Genomic DNA, 11,821 nt, shown 5'->3' on the forward strand with positions numbered 1-11,821 from the left:
GGTCCATCCGGGCAAATAATCACATCCTCTCTTCCACATCCCGCAGCACCCGGAGAGAGGAGGTAAGAACCGATGTCTTTCCGATTAAAGCGGCAATGAGAAGCGTATCCAGCACCTGATCACGGGAGACACCCGCATCGAGAGCCACCCGGATATGCATCTTCAGGCAGGCATCCGCACCAAGAGCAGCGGCAGCGGCAATGGTCGCAATTTCTCAGCCATCTGCACGTCCATACTCTTCGGCCGGGCGGTATAAAAGTCGCCAAGCGTGCTTAAAACAAATGATTCGGGCCGCTCGTTCATGTAAGAGAAGATGAACGGCACTTTCCCCAGCACCTCTTCTGCCTGTGATGTGATCTCATCTGAGATTGCATCGGTATGATCAAGAAATTCGCGGACGACTCGTTCTGTTTCAGGGTTTGTTGCCATACTCCTCTTTTCTGCGTCGCACAGGAAAAACCGTTTGGAGAGAAAGAAGTTCCACAATTCAATACCGCCCCCCGCATAATAAAATCAAATTATCACCATTTTGATTCCAAAATGATGTGAAAATGGCCAGGATTCGTACATCATACGGTTTCATACTCCACACATATTCACCAAATGTGAAAAAAAACAGATCCATCAGAGCGAAAACGGGACTATCTTTGATACCGTATAGACATGAAATATAATCTGAAACCATAGCAGAATCTTGCAAATATTGGCTACCTCTTTTCAGCAATATATTTCATCTTGCAGGTATGATGCAAGCATATGAAATTGGGCAGAAAAATTGCAGTCTCAGAGTCCTCAAAATCAGGACTTCCCCCGGGAACCCTGATACACGTTGGTGACAGGGATCCTGCACCAACCCATGCCCGATATTTTGAATATAATCAGAATGGTACTGAAGAAAAAAAACCCACAAATCCTGACGAATTATCCACCAATACCGACACATGTACCTGGATTAAGATATCGGGCCTTGCAGACATTGAAAAAATCAAACAAATCGGAGCATTCCTTTCCCTCCATCCGTTGACACTTGAAGATATTCTGAATACCAACCAGCGCCCGAAATATGAGGAGTTTGACGATTATCTGTATCTGGTGCTCAAAATAATCCGTATCGAAAAGGACGGGGGTGCATCCACCGGGGATAACAGTGCAGAAGCAGGAAAAGAGACTCCCTGCATCAGACAGGACAATGATGAACAATCTGACGAAAAATACAACATCACCTCTGCCCAGTTAAGCATTATCCTTACCGAAAGAGGCGTCTGTTCATTTGAGGAAAACGAAAGTAATATTTTCGACAGCGTTATTACGAGACTCTTTGACGAAAAAAGCCGAATTCGAAAATATGGCCCGGATTACCTGATGTATGCCCTCACTGACTGCGTTGTCGACAACTACTTTTTAGTCTTCGAAAGAATCGGAGAGGACATAGAGGACCTCGAAGAGAAAATAATTGACGGGACAGACCCGGATGTCATGGAGGAAATTTATACCCTTAAGAGAAATCTTCTGGACATACGAAAACGGGTGTGGCCACTTCGGGAAACTATCTCCGGAATAATAAGGAGTAAACCGGATTTCATATCCGAACAGACGGAAGTATTCCTCAAAGATGTATCCGACCATCTCTATCAGTTAAATGATATTTTAGAATCATACCGCGAGATGTCAACCGGACTCTATGAAATTCACCTCTCGACCCTCAGTAACCGGATGAATGAGGTGATGAAAGTCCTGACCATCATTGCAACCATCTTCATCCCCCTGACCTTCATCGCAGGCATTTATGGGATGAACTTTGCATCGATGCCAGAACTCCAATGGGAATTTGGCTATCCGGCAGCCATCCTTGCCATGCTTGTTACGGCCGGAATTATGGTCCTCTATTTCAGAAAAAAACAGTGGATATGACTATTTTTTCCAAAAACCATACCCCACTGATGACCTGGTTCTTCATCAACCAGAATATAATTCAGATTATGCCGAATTTAGCCCATTGACATATAAATCGAAACATTTTATGGACATAATTATTTTCCAAATCTGAGGCACTGTTGAAATGAGCCAAATACTATCTCTCTGTATTGTTGCAGGCATCCTTCTTTTGATACCCAGCTCTCCTCCTTTGCTATCGCCGGGAGTGCAGCCGGGGGCGTAGTGAGAGATTCTTGGTAAGACAGGTCATAAAAAGCCAACACAGAAACAGCAGCTGGTGATGATAATAGTGCCACCCCTCCGCAGGAGAGTTGCCACTTGGTCTCAATCCCGATCGTTGGTGCCACAGGTGCTCCCTACCTCTTCCTGTGACGATAAGAACAGAACCAACGGGATGACGATTATCCGGCCTCCATTTTATTTAAATAATCAGTTGTTCTTACAGCCATTATTATCAAACTCTCCGATTCTACCCATTTCAGAGATATTTGGAAATTTTTTCGATAAATTAAGAGACGAATTCCAATGTACCGGATAATTCCTAACGGGCAGGAAAAGGCAGATTTAGCCCATTTTAGGCAACCCGGCCTCCCCACGGCACCAACATTCATTAAAGATACGGTGTAGTAAGGCATATGAAGAAGATCAGAATTGGAACCAATGTATTCCTGCCAATGCCGGTGGTTCTGGTTGGCACCGAAATTGGCGGGCGGCCAAACGTTCTGACGGCAGGGTGGGTTTCACGGGTGAATGCGGACCCTCCCCTGATTGCCGTCAGTATCAACCAAATCAATGCAACACCGGAGGGAATCCGGGAGAACGGGACCTTCAGCATAAACCTGCCCACCGCGGCAATGATGGGGGTGGCTGACTATTGCGGGCTGGTATCCTGCAGATATACCGATAAATCAGACCTCTTCGAATTCTTCCGTGGAACCCTCATCGGTGCACCGATGATCCAGAACTGCCCGCTTACAATGGAATGCCGACTCATCGATACCGTGGAACTACCCACACACCTGCTTTTTATCGGCGAAATCGTGGGAGGATATGCAGATGAAAATATTCTGAACCAGAAAATACCAGACATAAATGCGATGAAACCCCTGATTCTCACCATGCCTGACAACGCCTACCGGACCCTGGGGGAGTATGCTGGGAAGGCATGGTCGGAGGGGACACACCTGGCACGGGGTACCTGAATAGTGGATATCCCCGCCACTTCTCACCAATTTTTCAGCAGTCCCAAAGTGACCAGAAGATACATCGAGAGGCGCGGGATATGAAGTGGGAGAAGAGTAAACAACAGCACACATACAGCACAGTGCAAAACATAGAAACTGAATCTACCCACCAAAATTCAATATATCGGCCATTATGGACTGGAATAACTATAACAGGGGCAATACCATCCACCCGGGGTATCAGATCAGGTATTTGCTATAACCCATTTCTCTTTCATACCATCCAACAAACAGAATGAGACAAACCTCCCTGGCACCTTCAACACGAGAGGCAAAAGACCCGGTCTGAACAGACCCCTGCCCGTGAGAGGCAGGTCGCACTCAGCAGGAAAAATGAGTGCGGCCCACTCCGGAAAGCCAGGGACACACAAGACTGCTGAAACGAATTCGACCAGACGAAAATAAACCCCATGTGGCGTCAAATTGTCCATTTGCGCAATTGGGGACCTGCAGAAAGAATGGCGACCGATGGATGCATCACCGGCGCCATGAATCCATTCCTCCCATGGAATTGGATCAAACGACCCGCTTTCTGCATTATTATAACAATGGATCAAAGATACAGATGACAGATTCAATCATTGACAGTATACTAAGTGCCCGCTATCTCCGCAATGGGGAGACCACATTTGAGGATGTGTGCAGGCGTGTCGCTGCCGCTTTGGGAAACGATGAGGCAGAGACTGCCGCATACTTCGAAGAGATGGAATCACTCAGATTCCTCCCAAATTCACCAACACTAATGAATGCAGGGACAGAAATCAACCAGCTATCTGCCTGCTTTACCCTGCGGGTGGATGACTCACTTCCGGAGATATTTGACGCCCTCAAATGGGGTGCCCTCATTCACAAGAGCGGAGGCGGCACCGGCTATAATTTCTCCAATATCCGCCCAAAAGATGCACCTGTTCTCTCTACAGAGGGCGTTGCATCCGGCCCCGTCTCATTCATGAACATCTTCAATGAAGCGACAGAAGTCATCAAACAGGGTGGCAGACGCCGCGGTGCAAACATGGGGATTCTCAACGTCTGGCACCCGGACATCCTGGACTTCATCCGGTCAAAGACAGAAGAGGGGAAGGTCAAAAACTTCAACATTTCGGTGATGATGAATGACGCCTTCATGGAACTGGTTGAGAGAGGTGAAATGGAAAAGGTCTGGATGACCCACCCCTATTCCGGTGAGGAGATCACGGTAGGTGACATCTGGAATGCGGTTATTGACGGAATCTGGAAGAACGGAGAACCCGGAGTGCTCTTCTATGACGAAATAAACCGCCGAAACCCCACCCCCCTCCTCGGGGACATCGACACCACCAACCCCTGTGGGGAACAACCACTTCTGCATTTCGAAAGTTGTGTTTTGGGATCCATTAATCTTTCAAAATTTGTGGAAAACGGAAAAATCAACGAAGAACAACTCAAAAAGACTGCACGCATTGGCACCCGGTTCCTTGACGCAGTTATTGACAATAACTCCTTCCCCATTCCACAGATAAAAGAGGCGACAGAAAAGACCCGGAAGACCGGCCTTGGCCTTATGGGTGTCCATGATGCACTGCTCCTCTTAGGGATTCCCTATGACACAGAGGAAGGCAGGGCATTCTGTGAACAAATGATGGAACTGGTCACAACAACGGCGGTGGAAGAGTCACACCGCATCGCAGAAGAACGCGGCGTCTTCCCCGCATGGGAAGGAAGTATCTGGGGCAAGAAAACGATGCGGAATGCCGCACTGACCACCATTGCACCAACAGGAACCATCTCTCTCATGGCAAACTGTTCCAGTGGCATTGAACCGGTATTCTCCTTTGCATACACCCGGAATAATACGGTAAATAAATCGTTTGAAATTCTGCATCCAATCTTTGCCGCCGAACTCCGCAGGGTTCTTGCCACCCCCGGAAAATCATCGGATGAATGTGACCGCCAGGTCCGGGAAGTCATCGAACATGTCCACAAAACCGGAACGGTGCAGGACCTTGGGTGGCTTCCGGAATCATTCCGGCGGGTATTCCGAACCGCGATGGACATCGGCTGGAAGGACCACATCATGATGCAGGCAGTCTTCCAGAAGCATGTCCATGCCTCCATATCAAAGACCATTAATATGCCCGAGGAGGCGACCAAAGACGACATGGCAGCAGCCGTCATGATGGCATGGAAAAACGGCATCAAGGGAATGACCATCTACCGTACCGGAAGCCGGAACGAGGTCGTTTTGGCACTCAGCGAGAAGGAACCGGCAGAACCGGAGACAAAGGAACGTTGCCGCCCGAAAGAACTCATCGGAAAGACCTACCTCTGCCAGTCCGGATGCTGCCGTCTCTATGTGACAGTAAACCTCTTTGAAGGGAATCCCTGGGAAGTATTTATCCGAACCGTGGGAAGCGGAGGGTGCGAAGCAAACTCCAATGCAATCGGGCGGGCGATATCAACAGGCCTGCAGAGTGGTGTTCCCTACACCAAATACGTCAAACAGTTCAGAAAGGTCAACTGTCTGTCAGCGGTGAAAAATGCGGAATCCGAAGGGTACTCCTGTGCTGATGTCGTAGGGAGATGCATCGACCTTGCGGCACACATGGAGACAATCACCACCCTTGACAACTGGACCATCACTGAAGGGGCCGGGGATACAAAGAACCGCTGTCCGGAATGCAACGCTGAACTCGACTTCGGAGAAGGCTGCAACCAGGGCACCTGCAAGAACTGCGGATGGAGCGGATGCTCGTAGACGAATTCAAATAAAAACACCCCGCGGGATTTCCTCCCCAGAATAAATATTACCCTCTTTTTTCAGACAGCATAATCTGACCACGAATTCAGAAGACAATCAGCTGAACTGCTGATACAATAGCGTCAGCGAAAGGCAGACCAATACACCGTCCGTCCGAAAAGATGGATTAAAGAAGTTTATTCCCGGCATCAGGACCTGGATTACACTGGAATACTTCACGAATAGTTACGATCATAAGTCCCTTTGCGGGTGCCTTTGCCATCTTCGAGCGAACAGTCTCCTGCATCTTCTCAAAATCCTCACCAATTGTCTTCAGCTCAACATCGCCTTTGATCTGGAAACACCCCTTCGTATCCGGCCCCCAGACATAGATGGATATCTTCGGGTTCTCCCTGATGTTTGCAAGGGTCTTTTTCATAAAATTGTCTGCAATCCATATTGTTTCGTCATCAACAAGCTCCACAAATCCAATGGGGACAACGTTCGGCCATCCATCCGCTGAAGCAGTGGCAACGGGAAATGCCTTCATCGTTAAAAAGGCGGCTTTCATCTCTTCGGTAAGTGCTGTCATGGTCTTCACCATACCCCTTGTTTGCGTATACAGTGATAAACTCAATTGTCTCTCAGATGCCAGTGCGCCGGATAAGAAATACTATTTATTTCATAGCATGAAGGGCCCGCCGCCGGTATACCTGATTCACCTCAATTATTCCAAACCGCATAGACTGACCATAGCGCTTCAACGGTGACATAACCCGGCACTCCATTATATATCCGGACGTGCTGATGAAGGGGTGAGGAACACCCATGACACCGGATACCGATAAAACACCACCCAAAGTACCCATACCTGTGGCAGAATCAGGAGAAGGGGCGGTTGCCATCATTTACCACTCCGAAACGGGCCATACACAGGCCATCGCCCTGAATGCTGCGGAGAAAACAGGAGCGACACTCATCGAAGTCAGGCCGCAGCATCACTATTGCAGGATGGGCAAATATCTTCATGGAGCGATGAAAGCAGCAAAAAGCCAGAAAGATGCAGTCTACCCCGCAGAGATCAACATATCCCCCTTTGATATCATCATCGTGGGCACTCCTGTGTGGTCACAGCACCCGACACCGGTCATAAACGGAGCTATTGCCGCATTACGGGGGGTAAAAAAAGGCACCGAAGCGATTGTCTTCACCACGTGCTTTGCCCATGCCGGGAGGGCCGCAACCCCCCTGAAAGATGCACTCCGCGAGGTGGGCATCCCGGTTCGGAAATCATACGAATTTCCCAACCACTATCTCGTCGGGAAGTGCGGTACCGCACTTGCAAAGGGAGTAGATACCCTCCAAAACAAAAGGAAGGAAAATAATAACGATTCAGATACAGCATAAAAGGAACCGGAGGACCGGCCCGTAAACCGAATTTCAGAAGAATTCATGGAAAAAAAGGGATTCTAATCAAATAAAGGCAAAACCTCCGTCATATCCTCCGAAGAGATCTCCGTCAGTTCGAGGGGAATGCCCCACTGCTGGATAGTTGCGACCTCATTCCGGGGAATCCCCGTAAACGTGATCGCCAGATTGTCCTCTGCAAACGCATCCGGTAGATTGAGCGGGAGATACCGGGTACCGTCATCGGTGACAATCCCATAGAACCCTCCTTCAAGATCATTATACACTACCGTCCCGGTGCCACTCACAGCATCCGGGTTATCTACCCCCCCGTCACTGGTGCAGCCGCATACACACACGGCAGCTGCCACGAGACAGAGAAGCACAGCCAGAGAAATCGGGTATCCTACCATATCAGATCACAACAGGTGAATGGACAAATGAACACATTAAAGTTCCTTTGACTTCGGATTTTTCCACAATTATCTGTCAGGATTTTGAAACACGCGAATGAACCAATGTGCCCACAGTGCCATTACAAAACAGTGAGATTCTTTTTTCGGAATTTCAAACGTTGTTTCCCATTAAAAACCATTTTTTCCAATCATAAATGTTCCCCACAGGTAAACTGATCCAAGACATTCAGTGGAGACAACTGAACATCCTCCCTCTCACGGACCACTCAGACAGTCCCTGGTGACCCAGTGCGATGACCACTGATATCAGCGGAATCTCCTCACCCCCACAGGGCATCACGGCCCTATGCACGGATATTATTTTCGTTTAGCCTCAGATAGAGATAAACCATATCACAGGTATCCATACACAGGAAACAAACCATGAAGGTCATCGCAATCAACGGAAGCCCGAGAAAGGACGGGAACACCACCCATCTGCTCCGGGCTGTTCTCACCGAACTTGAAAACGAAGGTATCGAAACCGAACTTATGCATATCGGCGGCAGAAATATCCATGGCTGCACCGCCTGCATGAAATGCTGGGAGAATCTGGACAAAAAATGCATCATCGACAATGATATCATCAATGAATGCATCGCAAAGATGGCCGAAGCAGACGGCATCATCATCGGTTCACCTACCTACTTCACCGATGTCAACGCTGAAATAAAGGCACTCATCGACCGGGCCGGGTTTGTAGGGCTTGCTAACGGCGGGCTCTTCACCCGCAAGGTAGGCGCTGCCGTTGTCGCAGTCCGCCGTGGCGGTGCCATCCAGGCCTTTGACACCATCAACCACCTCTTCGGAATAAGCAATATGATCACCGTCGGCTCATCCTACTGGAACATCGGCATCGGGCTTGAACCGGGCGAGGTTGAAAAAGATGAGGAAGGCATGGCAACGATGAAGAACCTCGGGCAGAACATGGCGTGGCTCCTGAAAAAGATACAAACACCTGACTAATTAACATGTATCAAAGAGGGATGAAACAAGAAACAACGCAACATAGGTCCACGCACCGCCCTTTTTTGCACACTCTTTCCGGGCTTGAGACCTGGTTCTCCCTCCCCGGCCCGGTGGTGACACCGCCCCCGCCAAAATAGAAGATGGCCTTCGTCAGCTGGTGTGCGATATTCCCAATCATCAGCATTCTCCTTCTCACGCTGATGCCTCTGATGGCACCATTACCCTTCCCTCTTCCCGGGGCAGTGATAGCAACAGTCGCGATCCTGTTGATGACATATCTGTTGATGCCGCTTATGACCCGTGCCTTTGCAGGATGGCTCTATCCCAACCTTCCCACTGTGATCGCAGACGAGGAGATAACTACACCACCGGACAGCCAATAGCATGGTATAAACCATTCATCAGTCAGATCCGGGATGCAGACAGCATTCATACAAAAAACTCCAGCAGAATACTTACCGCATACACCACAATTGCACCATGGAAGAGCGGCAGTGCCCGCATCCCTGCTTCCGGGGTCCCTCCCCGTATTATTATGACATTTGCAGCCACCAGTAGCAGAAACCCTACGAAAATTCCCATACGTCCAACAGGCCCCATAACGCCTGCAAAGAAGAGCGCCACAATGCCGTGCAGGGCGGTGCAGACCACCACCCAGATAACTGTCCCCTGCTCCCCATAGAGCACAGCACCGAAACAGTCTTCATCCCTCGTATGAGGTCATTTTTCAGGTCGCCAAGGTCATTTACCGCGAGATAAACAAGGGGATACGGGTAGAAAAAGAGGAAAATGAGCAGCGCTGTCACATCAGGCATACCCACGGCGAGGTAGCCTGCGACAGGAAAGCGAGGTTGGTCCGTCCCACCAGTTGGGCAATGGGGAACCCCTGTGACCGCTTCTTCACCTGCCGTGGCTATGAACTAGCCGGTGCTGCAGCAGAACTGTATCAAAAAATAAGCTGAACGGGAGAGCACACGATTCCGCTCTACCGGGGCCGATAGAATATCCCGCGAGTTTCCCGCTCCTCAGTGATACATCCCTCTGCAAGAAGGGGATCGATATATTTTCGCACCTCATTCGGGTGTAGCCCGAGGATGCGAGAGAGGTCATCGATGGTGCAGGGGCGCCTACGGATAGTACCTAATATTGACTCGCGAACATCCTGCGAAAACGAGGCGATATCCGAACGTGATTGGAGACCTTCCACAATATCAATGCCAGGGAACCCAAGAGAATCTGCAATAATTTCCATCTCCTCTTTTGTGGGTGTCGTGATCCAGTCGTAGATGCCCGGCCGGTCAAGCGCATTGAGCTGTACCCGATCAGGCCGTATCTCTGCAATCGCATCCCGCAAAAAGAGCAACTCCTCTTCTGTGTCATTCAGGCCGGGGACGATAAATATCTCAAGCCAGATCTCGCCTTTGAACTCCTTTCTGAAGGTGATCAGACCTGAGAGGACATCTGCTGCGGAGATCGAAGAGCAGGGTCGGTCGATCTTTTTGAATACAGACTCCGATACCGCGTCCATGGACGGCACGACGACATGCACATCGGCCGCCTCAGCACGCACTGCCGGATCTGTGAGGAGGCTGCCATTTGTGAGAAGTGCAATCCTGTACTCCGGAAAATTCTCCCGGATGTGCCGGGCAATCCTGCCCATGCCGGAATGGAGCGTTGGCTCACCAGACCCGGAAAATGTGATAAAATCGAGTTTCGGGTGTGTCGAGAGATAGTCATCAATCTCCAGGATGATGGCATCTGTCGAATAATATTCAGCCCGTTCTGTTGTAAGTTCAGTTGTTTTCCCGCACTCACAGTAGATGCAGTTGTAACTGCAGGTTTTGTGAGGCACAAGGTCTATCCCGAGCGAGACCCCCAGTCGTCTGGAAGGTACGGGCCCAAAGAGATACTGGTATACCATAACTAAAGAGTTAGATAGCAGATGCAGGAGCATTAACCTGATCACTGTTACAATGCACAGGGGAAAAATAGCGCCATAAAAAAGACACCCTGTTACAACCATTCCTTCACCACCGAACACCAGGTGAGAATACAGCAGGAATCAGTGAAAAAATAGATTATTGGTTCTGTATTCTCCGTCCTATTTCCTGCTGAATCTGCCGGCAGAAGGATGGGTCATCATCCATTGTCTCCAAAAATACCCGGATACGACGTACGGTCTCCGGGTTGAGTTCGTGCTCCATAAAACAGGCATCTTTCTCTGCCGTCCTGTCAGACACACCGATGAGCAGTAAAAATTTCTTCAGGGTATCATGGCGGTATTTAATAACCTCGGCAATCTTCTGCCCCTCCGGCCGAAAGACCACCCCTTCATACCGTCGGTATTCAACAAGGCCCAGACTGTCAAGTTTCCGGAACATCTCGACCACACTTGAGGGGCTGAGCCCAAGCTGGTCAGCCACATCCTTTGTTCGGGCATAGCCTTTCTCGAGGGTCACATTAAGGATAGCTTCCAGATAGTCCTCAGCTTTCCTGCTGAGGTGTTTTGCAATGTATCCTTCCTCCATACTCTTCCTGCATTGATATTCATCTGCAAAAGGTGATAAAATGGGTGATTCAGGAGGGAGCACAACCCGGAAGAATCAGGAATCGTCGGTATCATGTATCCAGATCAGATACAGAATACCCAGGGTGAACGGGAAGAGAAGCACTGCCGGGGTGTACGGCGGGGCGAATGCGGCGAGGAATCCAGAGAGAGAGTTGAAAAACGCAGGTGACGCAACATCTGCAGGTATCGCCACACAGAGGCGGGCAAAGATATCAGTGCCTGCAATCAACCAGACAAGAACACCCCCCAATACTACCTTTGCAGACTGCTGAAGCGTCGCAACCCGGGTGCTCCCCGCAAGCATGAAGAGGCCGGCACAGATCATGATAAAGCCGCCCCATGCCCAGCGGAAGAAGTCATCACCGGCGATGGCAAGGATGCCAACCTGAATACCGGGCCTGATGCCCGCCCATACAAGGATATCGGCAATGCCAAACGCAAGTGTCACGAGGCCCAGCAAAGCGACATATATCCCAATGAGGGTAATTTTCTGTTCATTCTGCTCTTTTGATTCATTCTGTTCCAT

14 protein-coding genes are annotated in these 11,821 nt (G+C 49.5%); 6 read left to right on the forward strand and 8 right to left on the reverse strand.

What is annotated here, in order from left to right; all coding sequences use genetic code 11:
* Positions 1-19: 19 nt before the first annotated feature.
* Positions 20-160: a carboxymuconolactone decarboxylase family protein gene (locus tag L0665_RS06515; RefSeq protein WP_274924887.1), complete on the reverse strand. Its 141-nt coding sequence runs from the start codon at positions 158-160 to the stop codon at positions 20-22.
* Between the two features lie 2 nt (positions 161-162).
* On the reverse strand, positions 163-429 hold the full coding sequence (locus L0665_RS06520; RefSeq protein ID WP_274924888.1) for a hypothetical protein: 267 nt from the start codon (positions 427-429) through the stop codon (positions 163-165).
* Positions 430-756: 327 nt separating this feature from the next.
* On the opposite strand from L0665_RS06520, the gene corA reads away from it, so the two are divergent.
* From corA to L0665_RS06535, 3 genes are all read left to right on the forward strand, one after another.
* Positions 757-1,911: a magnesium/cobalt transporter CorA gene (gene corA / locus L0665_RS06525; RefSeq protein ID WP_274924889.1), complete on the forward strand. Its 1,155-nt coding sequence runs from the start codon at positions 757-759 to the stop codon at positions 1,909-1,911.
* A gap of 659 nt (positions 1,912-2,570) precedes the next feature.
* The gene (locus L0665_RS06530; RefSeq protein WP_274924890.1) at positions 2,571-3,137 is read left to right on the forward strand and encodes a flavin reductase family protein; all 567 of its coding nucleotides are present in this window, start codon (positions 2,571-2,573) and stop codon (positions 3,135-3,137) included.
* Between the two features lie 607 nt (positions 3,138-3,744).
* Positions 3,745-5,913 carry an adenosylcobalamin-dependent ribonucleoside-diphosphate reductase gene (locus L0665_RS06535; RefSeq protein ID WP_274924891.1) on the forward strand — a complete coding sequence of 723 codons (2,169 nt, stop codon included), beginning with the start codon at positions 3,745-3,747 and terminating at the stop codon, positions 5,911-5,913.
* 169 nt (positions 5,914-6,082) lie between these two features.
* Here the strand turns inward: L0665_RS06535 and L0665_RS06540 are convergent, their stop codons facing one another.
* Entirely contained in the window at positions 6,083-6,487 is a 405-nt protein-coding gene (locus L0665_RS06540) for a pyridoxamine 5'-phosphate oxidase family protein (RefSeq protein WP_274924892.1), read from the reverse strand.
* A 236-nt stretch (positions 6,488-6,723) separates the two neighbouring features.
* Between L0665_RS06540 and L0665_RS06545 the strand changes: the two genes are divergently transcribed.
* Positions 6,724-7,302 carry a flavodoxin family protein gene (locus L0665_RS06545; protein ID WP_274924893.1) on the forward strand — a complete coding sequence of 193 codons (579 nt, stop codon included), beginning with the start codon at positions 6,724-6,726 and terminating at the stop codon, positions 7,300-7,302.
* Between the two features lie 62 nt (positions 7,303-7,364).
* On the opposite strand, the gene L0665_RS06550 is transcribed toward L0665_RS06545, so the two are convergent.
* Positions 7,365-7,715, reverse strand: a complete 351-nt coding sequence (locus L0665_RS06550) for a hypothetical protein (protein WP_274924894.1) — start codon at positions 7,713-7,715, stop codon at positions 7,365-7,367.
* Between the two features lie 426 nt (positions 7,716-8,141).
* On the opposite strand from L0665_RS06550, the gene L0665_RS06555 reads away from it, so the two are divergent.
* Both L0665_RS06555 and L0665_RS06560 read left to right on the forward strand, forming a co-directional pair.
* Positions 8,142-8,723 (forward strand): flavodoxin family protein, encoded by a 582-nt coding sequence (locus L0665_RS06555; protein WP_274924895.1) that lies wholly within the window; start codon positions 8,142-8,144, stop codon positions 8,721-8,723.
* A 143-nt stretch (positions 8,724-8,866) separates the two neighbouring features.
* Positions 8,867-9,109: a putative antibiotic biosynthesis monooxygenase gene (locus tag L0665_RS06560; protein ID WP_274924896.1), complete on the forward strand. Its 243-nt coding sequence runs from the start codon at positions 8,867-8,869 to the stop codon at positions 9,107-9,109.
* 46 nt (positions 9,110-9,155) lie between these two features.
* Here the strand turns inward: L0665_RS06560 and L0665_RS06565 are convergent, their stop codons facing one another.
* The 4 genes from L0665_RS06565 to L0665_RS06580 form a co-directional block, all read right to left on the reverse strand.
* Positions 9,156-9,413 (reverse strand): UbiA prenyltransferase family protein, encoded by a 258-nt coding sequence (locus tag L0665_RS06565; protein WP_274924897.1) that lies wholly within the window; start codon positions 9,411-9,413, stop codon positions 9,156-9,158.
* A gap of 298 nt (positions 9,414-9,711) precedes the next feature.
* The gene (locus tag L0665_RS06570; RefSeq protein ID WP_274924898.1) at positions 9,712-10,680 is read right to left on the reverse strand and encodes a radical SAM protein; all 969 of its coding nucleotides are present in this window, start codon (positions 10,678-10,680) and stop codon (positions 9,712-9,714) included.
* A gap of 124 nt (positions 10,681-10,804) precedes the next feature.
* Complete coding sequence (locus tag L0665_RS06575; RefSeq protein ID WP_274924899.1) at positions 10,805-11,254, reverse strand: metal-dependent transcriptional regulator; 450 nt, start codon at positions 11,252-11,254, stop codon at positions 10,805-10,807.
* A 75-nt stretch (positions 11,255-11,329) separates the two neighbouring features.
* Complete coding sequence (locus L0665_RS06580) at positions 11,330-11,821, reverse strand: hypothetical protein (protein WP_274924900.1); 492 nt, start codon at positions 11,819-11,821, stop codon at positions 11,330-11,332.

The sequence above is a fragment of the Methanogenium marinum genome, from assembly GCF_028912405.1.
In the GTDB taxonomy this organism is placed as follows: Archaea; Halobacteriota; Methanomicrobia; order Methanomicrobiales; family Methanomicrobiaceae; genus Methanogenium; species Methanogenium marinum.

Coding starts and splice junctions, on each gene's coding strand:
- L0665_RS06515 (WP_274924887.1), bottom strand. CDS start 160: ATGCATATCCGGGTGGCTCTCGATGCGGGTGTCTCCCGTGATCAGGTG.
- L0665_RS06520 (WP_274924888.1), bottom strand. CDS start 429: ATGGCAACAAACCCTGAAACAGAACGAGTCGTCCGCGAATTTCTTGAT.
- corA (WP_274924889.1), top strand. CDS start 757: ATGAAATTGGGCAGAAAAATTGCAGTCTCAGAGTCCTCAAAATCAGGA.
- L0665_RS06530 (WP_274924890.1), top strand. CDS start 2,571: ATGAAGAAGATCAGAATTGGAACCAATGTATTCCTGCCAATGCCGGTG.
- L0665_RS06535 (WP_274924891.1), top strand. CDS start 3,745: ATGACAGATTCAATCATTGACAGTATACTAAGTGCCCGCTATCTCCGC.
- L0665_RS06540 (WP_274924892.1), bottom strand. CDS start 6,487: ATGACAGCACTTACCGAAGAGATGAAAGCCGCCTTTTTAACGATGAAG.
- L0665_RS06545 (WP_274924893.1), top strand. CDS start 6,724: ATGACACCGGATACCGATAAAACACCACCCAAAGTACCCATACCTGTG.
- L0665_RS06550 (WP_274924894.1), bottom strand. CDS start 7,715: ATGGTAGGATACCCGATTTCTCTGGCTGTGCTTCTCTGTCTCGTGGCA.
- L0665_RS06555 (WP_274924895.1), top strand. CDS start 8,142: ATGAAGGTCATCGCAATCAACGGAAGCCCGAGAAAGGACGGGAACACC.
- L0665_RS06560 (WP_274924896.1), top strand. CDS start 8,867: ATGGCCTTCGTCAGCTGGTGTGCGATATTCCCAATCATCAGCATTCTC.
- L0665_RS06570 (WP_274924898.1), bottom strand. CDS start 10,680: ATGCTCCTGCATCTGCTATCTAACTCTTTAGTTATGGTATACCAGTAT.
- L0665_RS06575 (WP_274924899.1), bottom strand. CDS start 11,254: ATGGAGGAAGGATACATTGCAAAACACCTCAGCAGGAAAGCTGAGGAC.
- L0665_RS06580 (WP_274924900.1), bottom strand. CDS start 11,821: ATGGAACAGAATGAATCAAAAGAGCAGAATGAACAGAAAATTACCCTC.